Genomic DNA, 26,158 nt, shown 5'->3' on the forward strand with positions numbered 1-26,158 from the left:
ATTACAGTCTCTGGTTCTCTTTAGAATTGGCTGTTACCCAAGAGGCACACAATGACACGTCTCGCCGCGAACTTCATGACCCTCACTCTGCTGATAGCAGCGTCAGGAATTCTTGTCTCACCTGGGCATACCGAAGAAGGCAAATTCGGAACCCCGAAGGGGGATGAAGGCACCAGGATTTTCAAAGCCATGGAGCACCCTCATTATACGGGGGAGTTTCGCATCAAAGGCGATCGGGCGACCCTCATCGGAAGCATGAACGATACTGCGCCGTGGGACCATCTCGATTATGCAGGCAAGCATCTGAATCCTGTGAAAGGGACGATCGAGATCGAGGTAAACGAACACACCAACACAGGTCGGGTGGTGGCCGAATTCGTCGAAGGCAGTGATCGATATCGCATCGTCTTTGATCGATTTGCCGCGAGAGCACCATTTCAGGATGGAGGCATTGCTACCCGAATCTACGAACATGGGGATTCGAACCATGGCGATCCGTTATACCCGAAAACCTGGTTGTACTTGGGAGGATGGGGCACGGGGACGATGTATAAGAACGATCAAGTGCTCTACCAGGACTATGACGCGCACTTCATGGTGATGGAACGCTCTCGCGATCCCAAGACCCATGAAGTCCGATACCCGATCAAGCGGGCCTTACCCGGCGGCGAAACCGATCCTGCTGGGATGGAGATCGACCTCTGGGTGCGGTCTAAAGAGCAAAACACGAATAATTTTCCTCCCTTCGAGACCTTTGTCCATCTCTGCTGGGAAGAAGTGACTTGGCGATAAGCCGTGAGCATATCTCTCCAACGCCTTCTCTTGCTTTCCATCCTGATGATAGCCGTCCCGGCGATTGGGTCGCCGCCTGATGACCCAACGCGTCTGTGGACATTTGACAACGATCCACCGCAAGCACTTCCCACTGAGTTTCAGGTAGGTACCTTGTTTGATGGAAGACCCGCCGGTGAGTGGAAGGTCCTTGAAACTGATCGCGCTCCAAGTCCCTCTCACGTCCTGGCTCAACTTATGGGAAAGGGCGCAGAGCACGCGTATAAAACGGTGCTCCTCAATGGGATCGCGGCATCCGACATCGACCTGGCAGTCTCGTTCTTGCCGATTTCCGGCAAAGCCGATATGGGAGGCGGACTGATCTGGCGGGCCACCGATGATCGCAACTACTACCTGACGAGAGCGAATCCACTAGAGCAAAATATTCGCGTCTATCGGGTCGTCAAGGGTGTCAGGCATGTGCTCAGGAACTTCGATCAGATCATTGACATCCGACAGTGGCATTCGCTTCGCGTCGTCACGAAAGGATGCCAGGTCCAAGTGTTCTTCGATGAGAAGCCGGTCTTTGATCTGTGTGATCAGACGTTCACCTCCGGCCATATCGGACTCTGGACGAAATCCGATGCCATCACCTATTTCGACGATCTTAAACTCCAGATTGTGCGCTGAGCATGCCCATGTGGGTAACGGCCAGGAGAGATCGCTTTTAGACAGTCGTACGAGGGGCATACATGATGACGGCCATGCCCACAAAACACACGATGCCTCCAATAATGTCGAATCGGTCCGGACGAGCGCCGTCGACGGCCCAACCCCAGAGTAAGGACAACAAGATAAACATTCCACCGTATGCCGCGTAGACTCGTCCGAAGTGTGCCGGCTGTAAGGTTGGAATCACGCCATATAGAATCAGAATGGCAGCGCCCGCCGCGCCGTAGATCCAATGCTTGCCCTCTCTCATCGCGAGCCAGACCAAGTATCCGCCGCCGATCTCACACAAGCCAGCGAGCACAAACAGTCCTAACGAACTAAAAACGGACATTCTTGCATCCTTTCCGAGTGGCCTGACACTCACGATGGCTTTTATTGCAGGACCATTCAGGCACGTGACGACCGGCCCTCCTTAAAGGCCACCAGCGCGATTGCACAAACACCAAACGTCGCCCCCACATAGAATGTGAACGGCGCGCCGAATTGTTCCCACATGATGCCCGCGAGCGCGCTTGCGGCGAGCAGAGCCACCCCGCAGGCCAGATTGAAGAAGCCGTATGCGGTCCCGCGTAGATCCGCGGGTGAGGCACCGGCAATCATAGCGGCGAGCAACCCTTGCGTCATCCCCATATGTACACCCCACAAGACAACGCCCACCAGCACCACACCCCAGTGATTGTTGACGGCTAATACCACATCGGCGGCTATCAGAACGATCAGGCCTAATACCAGCAGCTTCGTATGGCTCATCGTATCGGAGAGCTTGCCAAACGGATACGCCGATAATGCATAGATCAGATTCATTGCGACCATGATCAAAGGAACGAGAGCGATGGGCATTCCCCCTTGCTGGGCGCGGAGGACAAGAAAGGCCTCACTGAAGCGAGCCAGCGTGAACACTGATCCGATTCCCACCACCCACCAATAGGCGGAGTCGAGCCGCCGGAGATTATCCCTTCGAATCGGGTTGGTCCTTGTCTCGGTTTGACGGCATGCAGGCTCCTGAACCCCGAAAGCCAGGAGTACCACGGCCATCACGCCTGGGATAACGGCCACCCAGAAGACTGCCCGAAAGTCATTGGCCCAAAGAAGCATCAATCCGACGGCCACCAATGGGCCAACGAACGCGCCGACAGTATCCAGCGACTGCCGCAAACCGAACGCTGCGCCTCGGAGGTGCGGCGGTGCGATGTCCGCCACCAATGCATCGCGCGGTGCGCCCCGCACTCCCTTTCCGACTCGATCCAGCAATCGTGCGGTTAATACCATGCCCACCCCCGGAGCGAGCGCAAAGAGGGGTTTCGTGATTGCGGACAAGGCATAGCCAAACACGGCCAGTGCCTTACGTTTTCCAAGATAGTCGCTCAGCGTACCGGAAAATACTTTGACGACCAGAGCAAGAGATTCGGCTAATCCTTCGACAAGACCGACAGCAATGGTGCTTGCGCCAAGGGTTGTGACCATGAACAACGGCAACAGGCTATGAATCATTTCCGATGAGATGTCCATCAGCATGCTGACGAAGCCCAGCGCCCAGACACCGGATGGGATGTGACTTTGTGGACGGTTCATCTGTGACTGCATCCAAGTTGAAGACCCGAACGGAGAAGCCGAACAAACATCATGCCCGTAACCATTCCGGAACCTTTCATGAAGTAAGACAATCCTTAGGCTCTGGAGCGAGTGTGGAAGACTGCGTCTCCCGTCGTTGAACGATCCTTTCTTCCATCCACCGATAGAGCACCGGCAACACCACCAGAGTCAACGCTGTCGACGAAATCAATCCACCAATCACGACCGTCGCGAGCGGCTGTTGGATTTCGGAGCCTGGTCCCGTCACGAGGAGTAATGGGGTAAGCCCAAGCGCCGCCACGAACGCGGTCATCAATACCGGGCGAAGCCGTAAGACCATACCGGTCAAGACCGCCTCGTCAAGCGACATCCCCTGCTGTCGTAATTGGTTAATGTAGGCAATCTTTACCATCCCATTGAGCACTGCGACTCCGAACAGGGCGATGAAACCGACGGACGCCGGAACGGAGAGATAGAGTCCTCCAATCAGCAACGCCGCGAGGCCGCCGACCATGGCAAATGGAATGGCCAGAAGAATCAGAGCGGCCTGCCGGAGGTTTCCGAACGTAAAGAACAAAAGGATGAAAATGAGTCCGATGACCAACGGGACAACGATGGTGAGGCGAGCCATGGCACTCTGCTGATTTTGAAACTGCCCGCCCCAGGTTACATAGTAACCAGACGGGAGCTGTACCAGTTCGGAGACTGCCGATTGCGCCTCCTGGACCGCGCCGACCAGGTCCCTCCCGACGACGTTCGCCTCAATGACAATCCTGCGGCTGGCATGTTCCCGGCTGATTTGCGCCGGTCCCTCGACAATTCGAATGTCGGCAAGTTCTCTCAGCGGGATGCGGGAGCCGTCCGGCGCCGTCACCCATAGCGCCGCGATTGATTCGACATCACCCCGACGATCATCCGGAAATCGCACCATGATGGGAAACCTCCACTGCCCTTCGAAGACTTCCCCGGCGCCGATCCCGGCACCGATGGCCTCGATGACTTCCGTGATATCGGCCACATTGATGCCGTGACGCGCAACCATGGATCGGTTGATGTCGAGTGTTAAATAGTACAAACCCGCGACTTGCTCCACTCGAAGGTCGGACATGCCGGGGACCTGCCGCATCACTCGGGCGATCTCTTCTCCTTTGGTCCATAGAATGTCGAGGTCGTCGCCGAACAGTTTGACCGCGACCTGTGACCGGACTCCCGACACCAATTCATCCACACGCATCGAGATCGGCTGAGATAACCCGAATGCAATGCCGGGCATCTGACTCAGCCGGCTGCGGATTTGGGCTTCGATGGCACGCTTGCTACGGACTTTCCACTCGGATTCAGGCTTGAGCAAGACATACATGTCGCTGAGTTCCATCCCCATGGGATCCGTCCCCAATTCGTTCGCGCCGGTACGCGACACCACGGAACGCACGTCCGGGATCTCCAGCAACAGACGTTCGACCTGTCCCGCTATCTTGAGTGATTCGTTGAGGCTGATGCTTGGCAGCCGTACCAGATTCACCACAATCGACCCTTCGTCCATAACGGGCACGAACTCTCGCCCGATATAAGGGATCAGCGCGAAGCCTCCTACCAAGACTCCAACCGCGGTCACGACCACAAGCCGCGTTCGGCGAATAGCACTCTCCAAGAACTGCCGATAACGCCTGCGCACCATCGTTAACCCGCGTCCTCCGTCTGCCGCCTTGCTCGGCCGCATGAGCAGAACGGCCAGTACGGGAACCACGGTCATGGAGAGAATGAGGGAACTCAGTAAGACGATCACCACGGTCAAAGCCAATGGCACGAACATCTTGCCTTCCAGACCTTGCAGAGTCAGGAGCGGGGCAAAGGTCAGCGCGATGATCAACTCCCCGAATAGACTCGGTCGCCGCACTTCCAGCACGGCGCGCAAAACCACGGGCAGCCGTTCTGACACGGTCGTCAGAGGGGCTCGGCCTTCTGATTGCTCACTCAAGTGACGCTCCACGTTTTCTACTTGCACGATCGCGGCATCGACGATCATCCCGAGCGAAATCGCTAGCCCGCCTAACGACATCAAATTGGCCGAAAGACCCGTGCGTTGCATAATCAGGAAGGTGGCCAACGCAGCCAGCGGCAACATGAAGGAGACCACGACCGCGCCGCGCACATTCCGTAGGAACACATAGAGCACCAAGACCACAACCGCGGCCCCCTCTAACAAGGCGCGCTCGACCGTATCGAGCGCCCGAGTCACGAGCTCGATGCGATCATAGAACGGGATCACCGTCACACCGGCCGGCAATACACGATTGATCAGCACAACCTTGTCCTTGACCGCGGATACCACCTCTCGGCTGTTTCCTCCGCGCAGCATCACGGCGATTCCTTCGAGCACCTCCCCCTCTCCATCTCGCGTGACGCCGCCTAACCGGACGGCATGCCCTTGGCGAACTTGCGCCACGTCTCGGAGGTACACCGGCGTCCCCTTATGCGCCGCGACGACGATGCGCTCCAGATCCTCTGAGGATCGAGCCAGTCCTTGTCCGGTGACGACCAGTTTGTCGCCGCCCTTCTCGATATAACTCCCGCCGGCATTCTGGTTATTCTCCGTGACGGCCATTTGAACTTGACGCAGGGTGAGCCCCAGACTCGTAAGTTTGTTCGGTTCCACCAAGACCTCGTACTGCTTCACCAACCCACCCAAGGTGTCGACATCCGCCAGCCCCGGCACCGACCGCAACATGGGCCGGACCACCCAGTCTTGAAGCGTGCGCAAATCCCGGAGATCGCGCGATGGCCCTTCCACGAGATACATGAATACTTCGCTGAGGCCCGTACTCACCGGGCCGAGCATCGGGTCAGCTCCTCGCGGGAGCTTGGATCGCGCCTGGAGCAGCCGCTCCAGAATGAGCTGCCGGGCGAAATAGATGTCGACCGCATCATCGAATACGACCGTAATCACCGAGAGCCCGAAGCGCGAGACCGACCGCAACTCTGTCTTGCCTGGGAGGTTGGTCAATTCGATTTCGAGCGGAAAGGTCACGAGTCGCTCGATCTCCGGGGGGGCAAGCGCAGGGATACGGGTGATGACTTGGACTTGGACAGGCGTGACGTCCGGAAACGCATCGATGGGCAAACGGCTGAACGAGGCAACGCCAGCCAGGATCAACGCCGCAACCGCAAGAAGCACGATCAGTCGCTGTTCCAGCGAGATTCGGATCAGCCGTTCCATCATAGCGGGCCTCCCACCTGGATTTGCTCGCGGAGGGCCTCGGACTTCAGGGCATAGCTTCCCTGAGTCACCACCTCGTCACCTTCCGTCACACCGCTCTTGACTTCGATATGATGTTGCGAAGACTCTCCGACCTTTACTTCGCGCAATTCGAACCGGCGGGGGCCTTGCACGACAAACACCACCGTCCGGCTGCCGACCTGCTGGACGGCCGCATGGGGCAGGGCCAAGACCGATTGGTCCGGCGTGAGCAACGTCACGTCGGCGAACATTTCCGGACGCAGGCGTCGGTCCGGGTTGGGAATATCCGAACGCGCCATGACCGTGCGAGTCGCCGGATCGACCATGGCGCCCACATAACTAATGGCGCCGTGAAAGACGGCATCGGGATAGGCCGCCACACGCACCTCCACGCCAAGTCCGGTCTGCAATCGCCCGGCCTGTTGTTCCGGAAAATCCGCGCGGACCCATACGGTCGAGAGGTCCGCAACGGCGAACAGCATCTTATTGGGATCGACAACTTCTCCGACCGTCGCATTCCGTTCGACCACTTCACCGGAGAACGGCGCTCGCAGAAATACTTGCGCGACCTCGGCATGCGGCAATTTCTCAGTCCCCAGCCGCTCAATCTCCCGCTCCGTCATGCCAAGAAGATGCAGTTTCTCTTCGGCTTCGTAGAGATCGGCTTTGGCGTTTTCGGAGTCGGCCTCGCGCCGTTGATACTCACCGGCCCCGATGGCACCTCGATCTAAGAGAGCACGAGCGCGCTCGAGCGCCTTTTCCGTCACCCGCACCGCCGTTCTGGTCTTACGATATTCCAATTGCGCCTCTCCGAACGCGGGGCTATCGAGCAGGAGCAGACGGTCGCCGGATTTCACTCGATCGCCCAGGTTGGCATACACGGCCACGATCCGCCCTGGGACACGGGCACTGAGATGGGCAAGCCGATTTTCGTTGGGGAGAATCTTTCCCGCTTGTGCCTTCAAGGACGTCCGGATGGAATGGACTCCCACTCGCTCCGTCTGAAGCTCTGTCAGCGTCGAACTCCCTTCCTGCAATTCGATCACACCGGACTGAGCCGATGGCTTGGCCGGTGAAGCAGCCGGCTTCACGGCTTCCTCTTGTTTGGACTGACAAGCCGCTAGCGCGATCGCCATCATCACGATCGCGACCAGGTGTCGCAGAGCCTCGGATGAGAAGAGCCCCTGACTATGCGTCATGGCAATCCTCCTACCGCCTGTTCCAGCTTTGCCAATGCGAGAGAGTAAGAGGCTCTGGCCTGGGCAAACTCAAGGAGCGTCTGGCGGTGGACGCGCTGTGCATCGATCACTTCGAGCAGGCTCGCTACGCCGTTCCGAAAACTGAATTGCGCGATGTCGAGGGCCTCTTTCGCTTGATAGAGAAGCCCCTTTTCAAAGACCTGGATTTGCCGCTGAGCAGTCTGCATCTCCTGGAAAGATTGGGTCACTGCCTGTTCCAACTCATACTGGATTCGGGTACGTTCAGCTTGCGCACGATGGTGCATTCCCATGGCTGTACCGATTTCTCCTTGTCGCCGATACCAAATGGGGACCGGCACACTCAGTCCCGCCATGACGGATTCATCACCGGCTTCCCGATGGTACTGCCCGATCACCGACACGTTTGGCATGCGCGCCGCGCGTTCCTGCTCCAGTGCAAATTGGGCCTGCTCCACCGCTTTCTCCTGTCGGCGAAGCGTGGGATGGCGAGCCATGGCCTGCTCCATCAAGATGCGGAGATTGAGATCCGACCTCGGCACCTCAAACTCCCCTTGAACGACAAATTGCTCCCCGAGCGCCTTTCCCGAGATCTTGTTGAGATTGGCACGTGAAACCAGCAACGTGTTTTCCGCTCGCGCCAGATCCTTATCGGCCTTTTGCAGTTCCACCGTCGCTTTGACGAGCTCGAATTTCGGCGATTCCTTCGTCTCAACCCGGACCCGAATGAGCTCGACAAATTCCTCGACGGTCCTGAGATTCTCTTTGGCCAACTGCACATCTTGCTGGGCAAACAGCAATTGATAGAATGCGGCCTTGACCTCCGCCGAGACGGCCACTTTGGCCTCTTCTATTCCGGCGAGCGCGCCGGAGAGTCCTGCATCAGCGGCTCGTTGCCGAGCCATCCGCTTTCCCGGCCATTCCAGCGGCTGCTCGACCGTGATCGTCCGTTCCGCAATCGAGACGCCGGTACGCGGATCTCGAATCGAACCCCGGCCGGCCGCGCCGCTCACGGTAGGATTGAGATACGCACCGGCCGCGATCTGTCTGCCTTGACTTTCTTCCAGCGCCGCCGCTACCCCGGTCATCGCCGGGCTGTGCTTGAGCGCGAGGGCCAGGATTTCGGACAGTGAATAGGGTGTGGGACGGGAGTCGTCCGCTCTCGCGTGGCCACTCAAGGCGTGAAGGAGGCAATAGACGACGAACGCAATGGCGATCCTATGCAGAATCATAGCGAGTCTCCTCGATAGACACCTGCTCCCGGTGGCTCCTGAGAGACGGATCCACCATCCGGTGTCTATAACGGCACGATGTGGTGTGAACGAGTACGGGGCTTAGACGAAGAGACTGGGCGGCGCACGAGAGGAAATCGCATCAACAAAAGGCATCGGCGGTAAGACGATGCCAGGACTTTTCTGCATCCGGACATACTGCTGTGCACCTAGTGCTACGACAGTCGAAGAACCGAGAACCGGCACCCAAAATGGCTTGAGCGATTTTCGATCGGTTGAATCGCTCAGGAGCGACAAGCTGAACTCCGTATGCCTGTCGCCTACGTGCGAGAGCTGTGCAAACTGGCCGACACCTTCCTGTGCGGATTCTTCGATTCGATCGACTTGCCGGTGGCCGTCGTACTCGCAGTCGAGGTCCGGCGACCACGCCATGTGAACCGTCCCGCCGTGGACATGTCCTTTTACTCCATGCTGATGATCCGCTTCGGGATGAACATGGAACAAAGGCGCTGCAAGCATCCAAAGCGATGCCCAGACGAGGACAGCCACTCGACACCAAGAATATGCTCGACGCCTTGGTCGCATTTCAGATCAGCGTAGCACGAATCTCCAGGACCATCAATCGCATGCCCTCCTCGTTCCGCCCAACGCTTCAGCAGGTTTTACCTGGTGCAAGCAAGTGTGCCGGCTAAAACCACATTCGCAACCCAACCACGAATCGGATCTGGCTCGGATCTCCGCCCTGTTGGCGCACCAGCGTGGCGGTCTCACCGAAGCTTCGGTCGAATGACATGCCGATATAGGGAGCGAACTTACGACGAATTTCGTAGCGCAGGCGAATGCCGAATTCCAGATTGTTCAGCCCCGAACCGGTCGTAAATTCTTCGACCCGTTGGATAGCCAGGTTCGTTTGGAACCGACCTTGCAGAATAAGCCGTTGCGTAAGCAAAAAATCTTTGGTGTAGGAAAGGCGGGCCGAAACGGCTCCGCTCTGATCGATGAATAAAGCCGATTCAAACTCATAGTTATACGGCACCAGGCCTTGAAGGCCGATCACTCCCAGTCCACGCGCCACATTGCCGCCACGGAACGATTGTGTTTCCATTCTACCGCCGACTTGAATGTCGTAGTTCTTCCCGATGAAGTGTCCATAGAGCAGTTGGAAATCTACGTCGTAGTCCGCTTTGAATGCGGTATCCTGCTGTCCTTCACTCTTGAACCAGAGACGGTGGTAATCCCCGCCGTACCAACCTTCGACATCCCAGCGGTAATCACTGTTACTTCCGTTTCCGCCGGTGCTCGAGCGATATTCGAGGACGTCGACGAGGGTGAACAGTCGGCGTTCCCGATCGTTCACGGGGCTAGGCCAATCCTGTCGTAGTGCATAGATTGTCTGTGGCCGGCCTTGCTCCGGTAGAGGCTCGACGATTGGAGGGTGGCCTGAGGCGGGAGCCCTGTCATCTGGTGCGGTTTCTCCCAAGGCGATTGTCACGCTAAGCGCTGCACCCAACGTGCAGACCGCCAGCGTCACACAACAGTTCCGGAGAGGCAAATTCACCGGCGCATTCCCGCTTATGATGTAGCGACCTCGACGATGCGAAACATACCCGCTTCCATGTGCAGGAGGAGATGGCAGTGAAAAGCCCACGGCCCAGGGGCATCGGCGCTGATCAGGACGGACAGCCGTTCAGCTGGTTTGACGACTACCGTATGTTTTCTTGGAAGATATGCGCCTGAGCCATTTTCCAGGTGCATCCACATTCCGTGCAAGTGGAGCGGATGCTCCATCATTGTGTCGTTGACGAACGTGAGCCGAAGGCGCTCGCCCGAGCGCACACGAATCGGCTCCGGCGCATCCGAATACTTTTTGCCATCGAACGACCACATGTAACGTTGCATATGGCCGGTAAGATGGATCTCGATCTCCCGCTCCGGCGCTCGTTCGTCTTGATAGGCAACGAGGCTTTTCAAGTCGGTGTAAAGCAACACGCGCCTGGAGTTCTGATCCAACCCTCTGCCCGGTTCGTGCATCCGATTTTTGGAATACTCCGCGACTGTTTGATTGCCGGTGCCATGATGATCAGGGCCGTGCTTGACCGGCGTAGTGCCCGGGATAGGGGAACTGCGCGGAAAGGCCATCTCCTTACCTGGCCTCGTATGTCTTGCCTGTCCATGCGTGAGGCCATGATCTGCTACGCTGTCATGGGACGGTGTGGTATCTGACCCCTCCATAGCATGGCCGGTGTGGCCATTGCCATGATCCGTCATCCCCATATCTTCCATAGTTCGAAGCGGACGGGTCCGCCGCTCAGGAATTTCTCCTTCCATGCCGGTCCTGGGAGCGAGGGTTCCACGAGCGTACCCGCTCCGGTCCATGGTTTCGGCAAAGATTGTATGCGCACGATCCTCATTGGGCTGGACGATGACGTCATATGTTTCTGCAGGCCCAAAGCGAAACTCCTCGACCCTGACCGGCTGGACATTCTGACCATCGGCCTGTACCACCGTCATGGTCAATCCAGGGATGCGCACATCATAAAACGTCATCGCGGCAGCATTGATGAAGCGCAACCGCACTCGCTCTCCCGGTCGAACAATCCCGGTCCAGTTACCGGCAGGCGGCAGACCGTTCATCAGGAACGTGAAGGCGGATCCCGTCACATCGGCGAAGTCTGTTGGGTCCATCCGCATCTGGTCCCACATCAGATAGCTCTGCATGGCCGGCCACAGTCCCCAGCGCGCTGCGTCTGAGAGAAACTCCCGACCGTCACGTTTCTGGAAGTTGTAGTAGCCCGATAATTTCTTGAGGTTATTGAATATGACTTCGGATGATTCAAAGCTCCACTCCGAGAGCATCACGACATACTCCCGGTCATACTGAAACGGTTCCGGTTCGATGGGGTCTAGAATCAGCGGTGCGTACATACCTTGCAACTCTTGGCCACCGGAGTGGCTGTGATACCAGTAGGTGCCGCTTTGTTTGACGGGAAACTGATAGGTGAAGGTCGTTCCGGATTCAATGCCGCCGAAGCTGACGCCCGGCACTCCGTCCATGTGGGAAGGCAAGAGTAATCCATGCCAGTGAATCGAGGAAGTTTCCTTCAACTGATTCCTGACGCGCAGTGTTACCTCTTGCCCTTCTTTCAAACGGATGAGCGGACCTGGGATCGTCCCGTTGATCGTCATCGCCACGCCGGTCCTCCCCTCCAGCGTAACGACTGCCTCACTAATAGTGAGGTCGATAACGGATCCGCTCAGTATCGAGGCTTGTGCACCTCGCTGGGTCATAGGGACGGGCGGGGCAGAAGCACACCCGGGGATCAACCGTAGCATTGCGACCGATAGCCCAAACTCCCCCAGACGCTTCAAAAGGAAGCGTCTCGAAATCAGTTCATCACTCATCGCCGTAATCCAGGAGAGCCCTACACTTAGGAGAATGCTATAAGGCCAGCTTACGCAGACGGAGCGCGTTCGCGATGACCGACACGGAACTGAACGTCATTGCGGCGCTTGCGATCATTGGGCTCAAGAGAACCCCAACGAACGGATAGAGTATGCCGGCGGCAACGGGTACACCGAGCATATTGTAGATGAACGCAAAGAAGAGATTCTGCCGGATGTTCTGCATCGTCCCCCGGCTCAACCGGCGCGCGCGTGCGATGGCTCGGAGGTCTCCCTTGACCAGGGTAACCCCCGCGCTTTCCATTGCAACGTCAGCTCCCGTCCCCATGGCGATGCCGACCTGCGCCTGTGCCAAGGCCGGCGCATCGTTGATCCCGTCGCCTGCCATGGCCACGACGTGACCTTCCGATTGGAGCCGCTTGATGACCGCCGCCTTTTGCTCGGGCAAGACTTCGGCCTGTACCTCGTCGATCTGGAGCCGACGCGCCACCGCCTCCGCGGTTGTTCGGTTGTCGCCGGTCAGCATCACGAGCCGCAGCCCTTCGCGATGCAACAAAGCGATCGCCTCCGGTGTGGATGACTTGACTGGATCAGCCACGCCCAACATCCCTGCCGGTTTCCCGTCGATTGCGGTGAACATCACCGTCTGGCCCTCCCGCCTGAGCGGTTCAGCCTGGGCCAATAGCGACTCAGTCTCGACGTTCAATTCGTTGAGAAACTGCACCGTGCCCACGGCGACCCTATGATCCTCTACCGTACCCGTAACTCCTTTTCCGGTAACTGAACGAAAATCCTGCGCCTTGGCCGGAACAACACCCTTCTCCCGAGCACCGGACACGATGGCCGCCGCCAAGGGATGCTCGCTGCTTTGCTCCAACCCGGCCGCGAGCCGAAGAAGATCGGCCTCAGTGAAACCAGGCGCCGGAGCGACAGTCAATAAGCGCGGTTTACCTTCCGTCAACGTGCCGGTCTTATCCACAACCAGCACGTCCACCTTCGCCAAGGTTTCCAGTGCCTCCGCGTTACGGATCAGCACACCGGCCGTTGCGCCGCGGCCTGTTCCCACCATGATCGACATGGGCGTCGCGAGTCCCAAGGCACAGGGGCAGGCGATGATCAAGACGGCGACCGCGTTGAGCAGGGCATACGCCATGCGAGGTTCCGGACCATAGAGGGCCCAGACGAGAAACGTGATGGCAGCGACCAAAATCACAATCGGCACGAAATACGCGGCCACGACATCGGCCAACCGTTGAATCGGAGCCCGCGTGCGCTGTGCCTCACTGACCATACGGACGATTTGCGATAGCAGCGTCTCCCGACCGATTCGCTCCGCCCGCATCACGAAGCTGCCTGTTCCATTGACCGTCGCCCCGACGACTTTGTGGCCGGGCTGCTTCTCCACGGGAAGCGATTCACCGGTGACCATGGATTCGTCTACGGCACTGGTCCCTTCTATGACCACGCCATCCACGGGAATTTTTTCGCCAGGCCGGACTCGTAACCAATCACCGATCTGCACTTGCTCCAAGGGAATGTCGTCTTCACGGCTATCGGAGCGGACCACTCGAGCTGTTTTCGGTGCGAGCCCCAACAGCGCCTTGAGCGCACTGCTGGTTCGGCTGCGGGCACGTAGTTCCAACACCTGCCCCAATAGAACCAGGGCTACGATGGCGACCGCCGGCTCGAAATAGACGGCAAGCTCCCCGCCATGGACGCGGAATGAGTCGGGGAACAGTCCAGGCACCAGCGTGGCGGCAACGCTGTACACATAGGCGGCACCGGTGCCGAGACCGATCAGTGTAAACATGTTGAGGTGGCGATTGACGATCGAGGCCCATGCGCGCTCGAACAACGGCCAACCGGTCCAGAGCACAACCGGAGTGGCCAGCACGAACTGGAACCAGACCAAGGCCCTACTCGAAGCAAGTTGTTGCAACGGATGGCCCGGCAACATGTCGGAAATCATCAGCGCGAGAATGGGTGAGCCCAGGATCACGCTCTGCCAAAACCGGCGGCTCATGTCGACCAGTTCAGGATTAACCTCCTCTGCGACCACCGTGCGCGACTCCAACGCCATCCCGCAGATCGGACAGTTGCCGGGCTCGGCTTGCACAATCTCCGGATGCATGGGGCACGTATATTCGGTTCTGGTTGGCCGAACGGTTACGTCGGCCGGCTCCAGCGCCATCCCGCATATGGGACAGGCACCTGGCTTGGTTTCCAAAACCTCGGGGTCCATTGGACAGACGTACTTGGCGCCGGCCTCGGCCTTAATGGGCACCGGCTTTGGAATTCGCTGTTCGGGAGGAGTGAGGTAATACTCAGGATCGGTTTTGAACTTTTCGAGACATCTGGTCGCGCAGAAGTAGTACTTCTTGCCGTGATACTCATATGAGCCTGCCGCCGAAGCCGGCTGAACCGTCATCCCGCACACGGGATCGATTTCACCCTGCGGAGCCTGACTCATCATGGGAAGCGATTTCCGCGGAGTGGGCGTCGTGATCAGATTCAGCGGTTTTTTGCTGAGCGCTGCTTCGGGATCTGCACGGAATCGTTCCAAGCAAGACACGGCACAGAAATAATAGGTCGTCCCCTTATACTCATAGCGGCCTGCCGCCGTGGCCGGATCGACCCTCATTCCGCAGATCGGGTCGATCTCAGACGCCGCGCGATCGTGCCCAGGCGCATGGGGTCTTAAGATATGCTCGCTCATGCGGTTGCCTTTTGCATGCGTCGTTCCGCAACAGCCGCTCGATGGTCCAATCATGTGTCCGACTCCTTTCATCTTATCCGGTATGGTCCCGTAATGTCCCGTTCAGAATGACAGACGGAGACGGCACCGAAATATTACAGCGGGATCAAGAGATGGGAATAACGCTTTGAAAAAGTGCGGGAAGTCAGGTGGAGGATATAGAAAGAGACTGGATGACTAGCCGCAGACGCAGTTCAGGCAGCCATGCCGACTGCAGATGCCGCAAGCATCCTCGAGAGAGGTACGCAGCGCTTGGCGTGCCCTGTGCAAACGAACCGTGAGATTGTTCCGCGATATCTTTAACTCCTTTGCGACACGTGCCGGCGATTCGCCATCGAGATCGATGCGTTTGATCAGCTCTGCATAGTTCCCACGAAGACTCGGAAGGAGACCGTGAAGACAGGCACAAGCGGTTGCCTTGACTTCATCCGGTGGCGGTTCCCGATGAGTGCCCAGAACGATCGATTCCTGCAGTAGGGCCTGGTTACGGCGAACCTCAGCTCCCTGGGCACGATAGTAATCGACGATCGTGTGGCGAAGGATGCGGTAGAACCAGGCCAGCACACTTTCCTCGTTGTGTAATGAGCGGTAATGCTCGACGGCTCGGGTGAGACTTTGCTGGAGGATATCTTCCGCGACACCTTGATCGCCGACTCGACTCCGGACAAACTGCTTGAAAGCCGACTCGTGCTCAAGCAGTCGCTCAATGACTCCGCTCTTTCTTGCCTCATCCATCGCAATCACAATTCACCACCACATCACTTCTTCGAGTCTGCTTCGAGAATGCTGCGGATGATCGTGACGACATTCTCGGGAACCATATTGGTGCCATCAACTTTGATATTCCCATCCAGCAGGAGCGACGGCGTAGACGACACTTTGATCCGTTCGCCCCATCGGCGCCCGTCTTCAAACAGCTTGGCAGGCTTTCCGCTTTCCAGCCCGGCTTCGAATGTCTCAATGTCGAGGCCGACCTCTTTGATCAGCAGTGAACGAATTGAACGATCCAGAACACCATCAAGCTTGTCCTTGTGAATAGTGCGAAACAGAACGGCTTTCATGCGGTCTCCCTTGCCCATCAGCTTCGCTTGCTCGTACATGTCAAAAGCGGTAGGAAGCTTCCCAGGAATGACGGGGAACCCGACCATTGTGACTTCGACTTTGTTCCCGAATTCTTTGAGAAGCAAAGGCACTCCTGTTTCCTCGAAGTGATGGCAATGCGGGCAGTAGAAGTCGGCAAACTCAACCACTTTCACTTTGCCCGGCTGGTGAGTCGAGGGTTCGTCATTGAGGACTTCGAACTTGCCCTTCAGCTCCGGCTTGGCGGCTTGCGCACCGAACGGGACAGTGAACAGCCCGATCGCTCCCACCATCACACATGCAAGCTTCCACATCGACGTCGTACGACCGTTCATCTCATACTCCTTTCACAGGTAAGCGTCCGGCGTTCATTATAGCGGATGGAGCCTACACTTGCGCTTTGTTATAATTGCGACATGAGAAGGTCAAGATATGTGTGTGCCGTCTTCGCATTTGCAATCCTTTCCGGCTGTGCCTTGACCGGTAATCAAGGGGATACTCTACCCTCAGGAACGCCTCGGATTAGTTACGCCCAGGTTAAATCGACTCCGGAATCATACGATGGACAACCGGTGACATTCGGAGGAAAAGTGTTGGCTGCGAGGAGGCTCAAGGAGGGGACTAGAATTGAAATCCTGCAATTGCCGCTGACTGCTTCCCTCCAACCGACGATGGATCTCAGCAAGTCCGAAGGCCGTTTTGTAGCCATGCAGAAGGACTTTTTGGATCCTGCGACGGTGCCACCAGGCACGTTTCTCACTGTTACCGGAGAAATGGCCGGCTCGGTCACCTTACCGCTCGACGAAATGCAATACAGCTACCCGGTCGTACGCATCAACAACCTGCGCGTCTGGAACGACAACGAAGATGAAGCACCTCGCATTCGCCCCCATCCCTATATGGGCTACCGCCCTTATTGGGGCCCCTATTGGTCTCCCTACTGGAGTCCCTGGCCTTACTATTGGTAAAACAGGCGGCCTCCTTGGTCGAGTCTCCTCCCACCTCTCTTAACGCCCGATATTTTCCTTCCCGTTGCAGTGCGCACGAACAGGAATACAAGTAGATTGCACTTGGTACGCTAGATTGTATACAATCCGAGGGTCCTGTCTACCGGAATCAGCAAGCCTGAACACCGTCGTACTCTTGATCGATTGGATACTGAAACCATGGGAACATCGAACAGTCGGATGAGAGAACGAGAACGCTCCAACCTTAGCGCATCGATCGTGGCCGCGCTGAAGGAACAAATCATCCATTGGCACTACCCTCCGGAACATCGATTGACCGAGGCCGAACTCTGCAAGGAGTTCGGCGTGAGCCGAAGTCCGGTGCGTGAAGCGCTCCGCATGCTGGCATCCGAAGGATTTGTAAGAAAATTGCCGAATCGGGCCTATGTCGTCCGACAGTACAGTCTCGGTGAGATCGAGGAGCTCTACGAGCTTCGCTTGGCGTTGGAACTCTATACCGTCGAACGCTTAGCGACAAAAGGTCCACTCCACAGAAACGATCAGGAGGATATCAACAAACTCAAGAACACATGGACCGAGTTGTTGAACGGATCCGCCAAGAAGGCCGATGAACTCGCCAGACTGGACACTCTGTTTCACGAGACACTCGCCCATGCCTTGGGAAACAAGCCTCTCTTGCAGCACCTCCGCACTATCAATGAGCGGTTGATGCTTTTTCGGATGATCGATTTCGACAAGTCGGACCGAACGCAAAGCACGTGCCGTCAGCATCTCAGAATCCTGAAATGCATAGGATCCAAGGATCCTCAGGGAGCACGGGCGGCGATGCAACGCAACATCGAGGAAGGACGGAACAATGTTCACACCGCGATTAAGGACGCGCTGGCCAAAGCGTATTCGTTGAGAACGTAACGAACGTATTCTCATCTCGCCGGGCAATGGAGTGCCACTCATGCATGTCCACGCCCTCTCCGTCGGTATTCAGGTCCCGACCCGTCATTTCAGCGGGATCGTGCATAGCGTCTTCCACCAGGCCTGCAACATACGACTCGAGCCACACGGCCTGCTGACTCTTCTCTCTTCCATGAAAGACAATGTCCCTCAAGGTATCCGCTTGAATATCTCGTCTCAGCGTGTCTTCTCGGACCTTCTCCGAGTCGGCCAACCGGTCGCCTGCCGGGGAGGTATTCTCCGCGCCGGTGGGCCTGATTTTTCCGTTGACCTGCGACCCGCACGTCCTTGGCATATCGATCTCCAAGGGTTGCGCATTGATCTTCGTCACCACGCCCAAGCCCACTCCTGGGCGATCGCCTGGTCGGAATTGCAGCGCTCAGGGCATAGAAGCGGCCTATCGAAGATTGTGAGACCCGTTTCTCCCTTAAAGGAGCAGTCGGACACTCCGGCCGCCACAGAGATGCTTCTGCACCCATCGCCTCACGCGATTCCTACCCTGCTGCACGCAACAAGAGATTTTCAGCTGGAAGATGCCAAGGCTTCCATCATGTCATTGATCGGACTGGGGCCAGGCTTAACTCCATCCGGCGATGATTTTCTCGTGGGCTATTTGGCCGGCTTGTGGGCCACGGCGGGTCACAGCCCATCGCGGACGCAATTCGTGGGCGCCCTCGGTGCTGAGATATCCGCAGCCGCGCGAAACACCAATGAGATCAGCGGCGCCTATCTCCGATCAGCAGCCACCGGCCATGTCTCTGAACCCATCGCGAAATTGGCCCAGCAGCTGAAACAGGCGAACGACATGAGGAATGTCAGGGCGGCCACACAAGCCGCGTTGCAAGTCGGCCATACGTCCGGTACCGACGGGGTGTTGGGGCTGCTGTTGGGCTGCCTCGCCTGGCAATGCCCGGCACCCCCTCTTCTTTATCCGTCTGTGTTCTTTGATTGATCCGTCCGCCATGAAACGCGGCCCGAACGATGAAGGAGCGATGAGACCCGATCCACGAATTGATTTGCCGTATGGCTCGCGCTCCAGATTTGCTCTTGACATTGTATACAATATTGTGTTCCATTTGGGCCCGTAGCTCTCACCAAGGACCGACCACATGGCCACGGCCACAAAAGTACTCAAAAATTTCTATCGTGACTCCGTCTCGCTGATGCAACTCTCCTCCACGTTCGCCAAGCTGCCGGGCGTGGAACAAGCCTCGGCCATCATGGCTTCCCCCAACAATATGAGCTTGCTCCGGGAAGCCGGATTGCTGACCGAATCCGTCGACGCCAGCGCCAACGACTTGCTGATTGCGCTGCAAGGCGACGCCGATGCACTGGAATCAGCGTTGGCAGCCGCGGAGTCGGCATTGAAACAGCCTCCTCCATCGTCTTCGGGAGGCGGATCGTCACGCGGTCTCCCTCCACGAAGCATCGAAATGGGTCTGGGGAATATGGTCGGCGCGAACCTTGTCCTGATCTCCACTCCCGGCGAGTACGCGGCATCGGAGGCCTTCAAGGCATTGAGTCTCGGCCTCAACGTGATGCTGTTCAGTGACAACGTCGAGTTGAAAGACGAAATCGCGCTCAAACGTTTCGCCCAATCCCGCGACCTCATCGTGATGGGCCCGGATTGCGGAACGGCCATTATCAACGGCATCCCGCTCGCCTTCGCCAACGTGGTGCGCCGCGGAGTCATCGGTGTCGTCGGAGCATCCGGGACGGGCTTACAGCAGGTCACCTGCCTGGTCGATCGATGGGGGGGCGGCATTTCACAAGCGATCGGCACCGGCGGGCACGATTTGCATCGAGACGTCGGCGGCATTTCCATGCTTCAGGGGCTGAAAGCCCTCATTGCCGACGCCTCCACCTCGGTCATCGTGCTGATCTCCAAGCCTCCATCTCCGGAAGTGGCCGGACATGTGCTGCAAGCCGCGGAACGCGCCGGCAAGCCGGTCGTGGTGAATTTTCTCGGCGCCGATCCTGCGCGCGTCAGGCGCGGCAATGTGTTCGCCGCCACAACTCTGGAGGATGCCGCAGCGGCAGCGGTGGCTCTCGCTGAAGGCCGAAACCCTGACGATGCCAAGCCGAAATGCCCACCTGTCTCCATTCCGTCCAAACTGTCCCCCGGACAGCAATACATCCGTGGCCTGTACAGTGGAGGGACCTTTTGTTACGAAGCGACCCTCTTGCTGAAGAAGGAATTAGGACAAGTCTCTTCCAACACGCCGGTGGAGCCCGGAGACCGTTTAGGCGATGTCTGGACGAGTCGGGCACACACCGTCATCGATTTGGGGGACGATCTGTTCACTCGCGGACGTCCACATCCGATGATCGATCATCGACTGAGGAATGAACGCCTCATCAAAGAGGCTACCGATCCTGAAACGGCAGTCATCCTGCTGGACGTGGTCCTTGGATATGGGTCTCATGCCGATCCCGCCGGTGAAATCGTGCCGGTCGTTCAAAAGGCGCGCGAGGTGGCGGGCAAGGCCGGAAGAGACCTGGTGATCGTAGGCTTCGTGTGCGGGACTGCCGGAGATCCACAGAATCTTGCTCGGCAGGAAGCGGCATTGCGAGAGGCCGGCGTCATCCTTGCCGAGAGCAACGCTCAAGCGGTGCGCATGGCAACCGCCGTGGCAGTAGGAGCAGGCGCTGTCGGAGGGCGATTATGATGCAGGCCATGCTCCAAGAGAAGCTTCAAGTATTAAACGTCGGGCTTTCTTCCTTCGCTGATTCCATCGTCATGGCAGGCGGTTCAGCTCTCCAAATCGAATGGGCTCCGCCCGCACAGGGACAGGCGGAGGTGGGCCGCGACCTGGCCCGACTGGTCAACCTTTCCGTGGTTGAAACAGCGAACCGAACAGCCTTCGACGCCTACCAATCGGCCCAGCCGGTGCTTCGCGGAGTCGGCATTGCGGGTCGCGTCATTCCCAACATGGCGGAGCGCATGATCCTCCACAGTGGTCCTCCCATTGCCTGGAACGACATGTGTGGTCCGATGAAAGGGGCGATTGTCGGCGCCATTCTTTACGAAGGATGGGCCGAGGATCTGGCCAAAGCGGAGTCGCTTGCTTCCCGTGGCGAGATTGTCTTCGAGGCATGCCATCATCATCGCGCAGTCGGCCCCATGGCCGGCATCATCAGCCCCTCCATGCCGGTCTGGATCGTGGACAATACCACCCAGGGCAACCAGTCGTTCTGCAATTTTAACGAGGGAATCGGAAAGGCGCTTCGATTCGGCGCCAATAGCCAGGAAGTGATCAACCGTCTCAAGTGGATGGGCGAGGTCCTCGCCCCGGCGTTACGGGCAGGCATCGAGACATTGAGGGGGCTCGAGCTGAAGACCTTGATGGCGCAGGCGCTGCACATGGGAGATGAAATCCACAATCGTAATGTCGCGGCGTCTTCGCTGTTTCTGAAGCGGCTGGTCCCCGCGCTCCTGAAGACACGCACGCCGTCTAACGAGATCGCCGCGGTCGTCGACTTTATCGCCGGGAACGATCACTTCTTCCTCAATCTTTCCATGGCTGCTTGTAAAGCGATGCTCGATGCCGCGCACGGCGTGTCCGGCAGCAGCATGGTCACGGCCATGGCGCGCAACGGCGTCGAGTTCGGTATTCGCGTCAGCGGGACCGGCGAGCAATGGTTTACGGCGCCAGCGCCGATCGTCGAGGGGCTTCTCTTCCCAGGATATGCTCCGTCGGATGCGGCGCCCGATTTGGGCGACAGCGCGATCACGGAGACCGCCGGTGTAGGCGGCTTTGCGATGGCAACCTCCCCGGCCATCGTCAAGTTCGTAGGAGGCACTCCGCAGGACGCGATCGACAACACAATGTCCATGACCCATATCACGCTCGGTCGAAATAACGCATTTACACTGCCGCCGATGAACTTTGCCGGTTCACCGGCAGGCATTGATATTCGGAAAGTCGTCGATACCGGCATTCAACCGATCATCAATACGGGGATCGCCCACCGCGAGGCCGGAGTCGGTCAAATCGGAGCCGGCATTACGCGCGCCCCGCTGGCCTGTTTCACACAGGCGGTGTCCGCGCTGGCTCGCGCCGTAGAACGGAGCGAGTAAGGAGGCCGCGTCATGAGCGCAACGAACAAACTGGCGGTAGTGGCGGTGGGCGGCAATGCCTTGATCAGAGACAAGCATCACGAATCGATCCCCGATCAGAACCGGGAAGCAGCTCTCACCTCGCACCACATCGCCGACATGATTGCGGCCGGATGGAATGTGGTCATCACGCATGGGACCGGTCCTCAAGTCGGGTTCATCATGCGCCGTTCCGAGTTGGCGCTGGAAGAAGTCCCGCCCGTTCCGATGGACTATGCCGATGCCGACCTACAGGGAGGCATCGGCTACATGTTCCTCAAAGCGCTGCACAACGAATTTCAGCAGCGCCGGCTGGATCGAAAGGCCGTGGCCATCATCACGCAGACGCTGGTGGATCGCAACGATCCCGCCTTTGCCGATCCGTCCAAACCGATCGGGTCTCATATGGACGAGCAGACGGCGCAGCGACTCGCTCGCCGTCAGGGTTGGATCGTGAAGGAAGACGCGGGACGCGGGTGGCGACGCGTGGTGCCCTCTCCCCTGCCGAAGACCATCGTCGAACTGGCAGCGATCAAAACACTGGCTCATGCAGGATTCGTCGTGATTGCCTGCGGCGGAGGTGGCATTCCGGTGGTAGAAGATGACGGAGGGAATCTGAACGGAGTGGAGGCCGTCATCGACAAGGACTTGGCATCGAGCCTGCTGGCCCGCGGCATCGGCGCCGACCTGTTGATGGTCTCGACCGGTGTCGAGAAAGTGGCGGTCGATTTCAATAAGCCTACCCAACGATGGCTGGATCGCATGACGGTGGCCGAAGCGAAGCTCTACTATGCGGACGATCAATTCGATAAAGGCAGCATGGGGCCGAAGATCCAAGCCCTGATCGAATTCATAGAAGGAGGTGGACAAACCGGGTTGATCACCAATCCTGAGAATATCGGTCGCGCCTTGGCCGGTAAAACGGGAACGTTCATCGTGAAGTAACGCATGCAGCCACACACATCTTAGCCGTAGGGAGGACATATGTCCGAATCACGCAAACTGACCAGACGCCAAGTGTTACAAGGGACCGCAGCTGCCGGGGCGTTGAGCATGTTGGGGAACTTGGAGTGGATCGGCGAAGCCTGGGGCGCCTCGGACAAGGTCAAGATGGGGTTTATCTTCGTGGGACCACGAGATGACTATGGATACAATCAGGCACATTTTGAAGGAAAAGCGGCGGTTGCCAAGCTTGATTGGGTCAAAGCCTTTGACGAAGAAAAAGTCCCGGAGACGATCGAAGTCCAAAAAACCATGGAAAGCATGGTCAAGCTTGACGGAGCGCAAGTGCTGTTTCCCACTTCGTTCGGATATTTTGATCCTCATATTCTCAAGGTCGCACCCCAATTTCCTAATATTCAGTTCTTACACTGCGGAGGACTGTATCAGGAAGGCAAACACCCCAAGAACGTGGGCAGCTATTTCGGCTATATCGACGAATCGCAATATGTGGCCGGGATTGTCGCCGGAGGGATGAGCAAGAGCGGGAAACTGGGATTCGTGGCGGCCAAGCCGATTCCGCAAGTCTTGCGCAATATCAACAACTATACACTCGGTGCCCGCAGCGTCAGACCGAACTGTACAACCAACGTGATTTTTACCGGCGACTGGTCGCTGCCGGTCCGTGAAGCGGAAGCGACGAACAGCTTGGTCGACCAAGGCATCGATGTCATTACCTGCCACGTCGACAGCCCCAAGGTCGTCGTCACGACTGCTGAAAAACGGGGCATCTATTGCACCGGGTATCACTGTAACCAATCGAAGCTGGCCCCGAAAGGGTATCTCACGGGAGCGGAATGGAACTGGGCCAAGGTCTACATGGATTATGCCGAAATGATTCGAAAAGGGCAGGCCGTTCCTCATCTCGTGCGTGGCGGACTGAAGGAAGGCATCGTCAAGGTATCGGACTATAACCAGGTGGTGACGGAAGCCGTTCGCAAGCAAGCCGACGCAGCCAAAGACAAATTCATGAGCGGTGGGATGGTCGTGTACAAGGGCCCGATCAAAGACAATACCGGCCGTGTCGTCATTGCCGGAGGAACGGAACATGTCCAGACCGATATCTGGCTGGAAAGCATGGATTGGCTGGTGGAAGGAGTCATCGGTTCAACGAAGTCGTGAGCAGAGCCGTGCCGCAAACGCTGAACAAAGCGCTGGAACCATTCTTCATCATCGTCGGATCCTTGATGGTCTCGATGGTGTTGTTCGGCATCTTTGTGGCTTCGGCCGGAGCAGATCCGATCGAGGTGTATCAGACCATGTATCGCGCCGCCTTCGGCACCTCGTTTTCCTGGCAGAATACGCTGATCCGAGCCGCGCCGTTAATGCTGACGGCGCTCTGCACCGCGCTGCCTGGGTATCTCGGCTTGATTATTATCGGGGGAGAGGGGGCAGTGGTCATGGGCGGCCTCTTCGCAGCGATTGCGGCGCTCGCCATACCGACGGCTCCTCCCATGGTCGTTCTGACCACGATGGCGGTCGTGGGCATGGTGGGAGGCGGGCTGTGGCTTACCATCGGAGGAGCCCTGCGGCATTATCGCGCCGTCAATGAAACCATCAGCAGTCTGTTGCTGAACTATATCGCCATTGCAATATTGAACCATCTCGTCACCAGCACCTTTCGCGATCCGGAAAGTCTCAATCATCCCTCGACGCATCATATCGGTGAAGCCAATATGATCGGCGTTATTCCGGGAACGGACCTCCACTGGGGATTAGTGTTCGGAGTCGTGGCGTGCGTCATCGCATGGTTTCTCATGCATCACACCGTGTTTGGCTTTGCATCCCAAATTGCCGGAGGCAATGTTCGGGCGGCTCAAATCGCCGGCTTGCCGGTCGGGAGGCTGATCTTGATCATCTGTTTCGTGGCGGGCGCGGCCGGTGGACTGGCCGGCATGGTGGAGGTGGCGGCCATCCATGGCCGGGCCAATGACACCCTCAATGCCAATTACGGATATGCCGGTATTCTCGTGGCTTTTGTGGCCCGCAATAATCCCTTGGCCATCATTCCTGTGGCCATCTTGCTGGGCGGCATCCGCGCAAGCAGCGGATTACTGCAACGCGCGCACGAGCTGCCCGATGCGACCGTGCTCGTGATGCAGGGCATTATTTTTCTCGTCATCCTCTTCAGTGAAACCCTGTACGGCCGCTTTTCAAAACTTCAAAATCGAGGAGGGTGATGGAAGTCGGATGGTGGGGAGTCCTCATCGCCGTTTTAGGCGGCGCGATTCGAATCGGCACGCCGTTTCTCTTTGTCTCGCTGGGCGAGTGTTTGACCGAGAAAAGCGGTCGCATCAATTTGGGCCTGGAAGGCACGCTGGTCATGGGTGCGATGACAGGCTATGCCGTCTCGCTGCACAGCGGGTCTCCCTGGCTGGGAGTCCTGTGCGCCGGATTGGCCGGCATGATGCTCGGCGCCCTGCACAGCTGGCTCTGCAGTTTCCGACGAGTCAACGATATCGCCGTGGGGATCGCGATGATGCTGTTCGGCACGGGATTGGCCTTCTTTCTGGGGAAGCCGTACATCCAGCCATCTGCGCCCAGGCTGCCCTCGATCGACCTCGGCGCATGGAGTGATATCCCGCAACTGAAGGCGGCTCTGCAGATCAATGCACTGTTTCTCATGGGAATCGTCGTGGCTATTGCGCTCGCATGGATGCTGAAGAATACGGCATGGGGGTTAAAAGTACGAGTCGTCGGCGAAAGCGCGGATGCGGCCCGCGCCCTGGGATTACCGGTTGATCGCATACGGATCCTCAGCACGGCTCAAGGAGGATTCTTGGCAGGGATCGGAGGGTCATATCTATCCCTCTACTATCCGTTCAACTGGAGTGAAGGCCTATCGAGCGGACAGGGACTGATGGCGGTGGCCTTGGTGATTTTCGCTCGTTGGCATCCGGTAGGCTGCCTCTGGGTCTCGCTTTTGTGGGGAGGAGCCGCCGCGTTAGGACCTTCCTTGCAGTCCGTCGGCATCACAGGCGGATACTACATCTTCAACGCGATCCCTTACATCATGACCTTGGCGGTCATGATCATCACCTGTTCTCCCAAACGCACGCTTGTAGGAGTGCCCCATGAACTCACAGTAACTCGTTAGTCGATACAGGATGACTCGAACGAACCCTAACCCAGACATCCAGGA

General features: G+C 57.7%; 22 protein-coding genes. 11 read left to right on the forward strand and 11 right to left on the reverse strand.

Going from position 1 to position 26,158, the window contains the following annotated elements:
• Positions 1-51 precede the first annotated feature (51 nt).
• Together H8K03_08460 and H8K03_08465 are read left to right on the forward strand one after the other, a co-directional pair.
• Positions 52-792 carry a hypothetical protein gene (locus H8K03_08460; GenBank protein UVT21914.1) on the forward strand — a complete coding sequence of 247 codons (741 nt, stop codon included), beginning with the start codon at positions 52-54 and terminating at the stop codon, positions 790-792.
• A gap of 3 nt (positions 793-795) precedes the next feature.
• On the forward strand, positions 796-1,461 hold the full coding sequence (locus H8K03_08465; protein UVT21915.1) for a hypothetical protein: 666 nt from the start codon (positions 796-798) through the stop codon (positions 1,459-1,461).
• A gap of 37 nt (positions 1,462-1,498) precedes the next feature.
• Here H8K03_08465 and H8K03_08470 read toward each other — a convergent pair whose 3' ends face one another.
• The 11 genes from H8K03_08470 to H8K03_08520 all read right to left on the reverse strand — a co-directional run bounded on the left by H8K03_08470 (position 1,499) and on the right by H8K03_08520 (position 16,313).
• Complete coding sequence (locus tag H8K03_08470) at positions 1,499-1,834, reverse strand: YnfA family protein (protein UVT21916.1); 336 nt, start codon at positions 1,832-1,834, stop codon at positions 1,499-1,501.
• Between the two features lie 56 nt (positions 1,835-1,890).
• The gene (locus H8K03_08475) at positions 1,891-3,087 is read right to left on the reverse strand and encodes an MFS transporter (GenBank protein UVT21917.1); all 1,197 of its coding nucleotides are present in this window, start codon (positions 3,085-3,087) and stop codon (positions 1,891-1,893) included.
• Between the two features lie 64 nt (positions 3,088-3,151).
• Complete coding sequence (locus H8K03_08480; protein ID UVT21918.1) at positions 3,152-6,295, reverse strand: efflux RND transporter permease subunit; 3,144 nt, start codon at positions 6,293-6,295, stop codon at positions 3,152-3,154.
• Positions 6,292-7,512 carry an efflux RND transporter periplasmic adaptor subunit gene (locus H8K03_08485; GenBank protein UVT21919.1) on the reverse strand — a complete coding sequence of 407 codons (1,221 nt, stop codon included), beginning with the start codon at positions 7,510-7,512 and terminating at the stop codon, positions 6,292-6,294. Before H8K03_08485 ends, H8K03_08480 begins: the two co-directional genes overlap by 4 nt.
• The gene (locus H8K03_08490) at positions 7,509-8,762 is read right to left on the reverse strand and encodes a TolC family protein (GenBank protein UVT21920.1); all 1,254 of its coding nucleotides are present in this window, start codon (positions 8,760-8,762) and stop codon (positions 7,509-7,511) included. The genes H8K03_08485 and H8K03_08490 overlap by 4 nt, the downstream gene beginning before the upstream one ends.
• A 102-nt stretch (positions 8,763-8,864) precedes the next feature.
• Positions 8,865-9,194 carry a hypothetical protein gene (locus tag H8K03_08495; GenBank protein UVT21921.1) on the reverse strand — a complete coding sequence of 110 codons (330 nt, stop codon included), beginning with the start codon at positions 9,192-9,194 and terminating at the stop codon, positions 8,865-8,867.
• Positions 9,195-9,450: 256 nt separating this feature from the next.
• Positions 9,451-10,254 carry a copper resistance protein B gene (locus H8K03_08500; GenBank protein UVT22417.1) on the reverse strand — a complete coding sequence of 268 codons (804 nt, stop codon included), beginning with the start codon at positions 10,252-10,254 and terminating at the stop codon, positions 9,451-9,453.
• 80 nt (positions 10,255-10,334) lie between these two features.
• Complete coding sequence (locus H8K03_08505) at positions 10,335-12,164, reverse strand: copper resistance system multicopper oxidase (protein UVT21922.1); 1,830 nt, start codon at positions 12,162-12,164, stop codon at positions 10,335-10,337.
• A gap of 37 nt (positions 12,165-12,201) precedes the next feature.
• Positions 12,202-14,880, reverse strand: a complete 2,679-nt coding sequence (locus H8K03_08510) for a heavy metal translocating P-type ATPase (protein ID UVT22418.1) — start codon at positions 14,878-14,880, stop codon at positions 12,202-12,204.
• A 216-nt stretch (positions 14,881-15,096) separates the two neighbouring features.
• Positions 15,097-15,654, reverse strand: a complete 558-nt coding sequence (locus H8K03_08515) for a sigma-70 family RNA polymerase sigma factor (protein ID UVT21923.1) — start codon at positions 15,652-15,654, stop codon at positions 15,097-15,099.
• Between the two features lie 23 nt (positions 15,655-15,677).
• Complete coding sequence (locus H8K03_08520) at positions 15,678-16,313, reverse strand: thioredoxin domain-containing protein (GenBank protein ID UVT22419.1); 636 nt, start codon at positions 16,311-16,313, stop codon at positions 15,678-15,680.
• Positions 16,314-16,415: 102 nt separating this feature from the next.
• Between H8K03_08520 and H8K03_08525 the strand changes: the two genes are divergently transcribed.
• The 9 genes from H8K03_08525 (at position 16,416) to H8K03_08565 (ending at position 26,113) form a co-directional block, all read left to right on the forward strand.
• A complete protein-coding gene (locus H8K03_08525) occupies positions 16,416-16,967 on the forward strand; it encodes a Slp family lipoprotein (protein UVT21924.1) in 552 nt (183 codons plus the stop codon).
• Positions 16,968-17,165: 198 nt separating this feature from the next.
• Positions 17,166-17,879 carry a GntR family transcriptional regulator gene (locus H8K03_08530; GenBank protein UVT21925.1) on the forward strand — a complete coding sequence of 238 codons (714 nt, stop codon included), beginning with the start codon at positions 17,166-17,168 and terminating at the stop codon, positions 17,877-17,879.
• A gap of 40 nt (positions 17,880-17,919) precedes the next feature.
• Positions 17,920-18,870: a DUF2877 domain-containing protein gene (locus H8K03_08535; protein UVT21926.1), complete on the forward strand. Its 951-nt coding sequence runs from the start codon at positions 17,920-17,922 to the stop codon at positions 18,868-18,870.
• Positions 18,871-19,027: 157 nt separating this feature from the next.
• On the forward strand, positions 19,028-20,587 hold the full coding sequence (gene fdrA, locus H8K03_08540) for an acyl-CoA synthetase FdrA (GenBank protein UVT21927.1): 1,560 nt from the start codon (positions 19,028-19,030) through the stop codon (positions 20,585-20,587).
• Positions 20,587-21,999: a DUF1116 domain-containing protein gene (locus tag H8K03_08545; protein ID UVT22420.1), complete on the forward strand. Its 1,413-nt coding sequence runs from the start codon at positions 20,587-20,589 to the stop codon at positions 21,997-21,999. The genes fdrA and H8K03_08545 overlap by 1 nt, the downstream gene beginning before the upstream one ends.
• A 12-nt stretch (positions 22,000-22,011) precedes the next feature.
• Positions 22,012-22,962 carry a carbamate kinase gene (gene arcC, locus H8K03_08550; protein UVT21928.1) on the forward strand — a complete coding sequence of 317 codons (951 nt, stop codon included), beginning with the start codon at positions 22,012-22,014 and terminating at the stop codon, positions 22,960-22,962.
• A 39-nt stretch (positions 22,963-23,001) separates the two neighbouring features.
• On the forward strand, positions 23,002-24,138 hold the full coding sequence (locus H8K03_08555) for a BMP family ABC transporter substrate-binding protein (GenBank protein UVT21929.1): 1,137 nt from the start codon (positions 23,002-23,004) through the stop codon (positions 24,136-24,138).
• Positions 24,139-24,203: 65 nt separating this feature from the next.
• Entirely contained in the window at positions 24,204-25,196 is a 993-nt protein-coding gene (locus tag H8K03_08560) for an ABC transporter permease (GenBank protein ID UVT22421.1), read from the forward strand.
• Positions 25,196-26,113, forward strand: a complete 918-nt coding sequence (locus H8K03_08565) for an ABC transporter permease (GenBank protein UVT21930.1) — start codon at positions 25,196-25,198, stop codon at positions 26,111-26,113. The genes H8K03_08560 and H8K03_08565 overlap by 1 nt, the downstream gene beginning before the upstream one ends.
• Positions 26,114-26,158: the final 45 nt, after the last annotated feature.

The organism is Nitrospira sp. (assembly GCA_024760545.1).
Classification (GTDB): domain Bacteria; phylum Nitrospirota; class Nitrospiria; order Nitrospirales; family Nitrospiraceae; genus Nitrospira_D.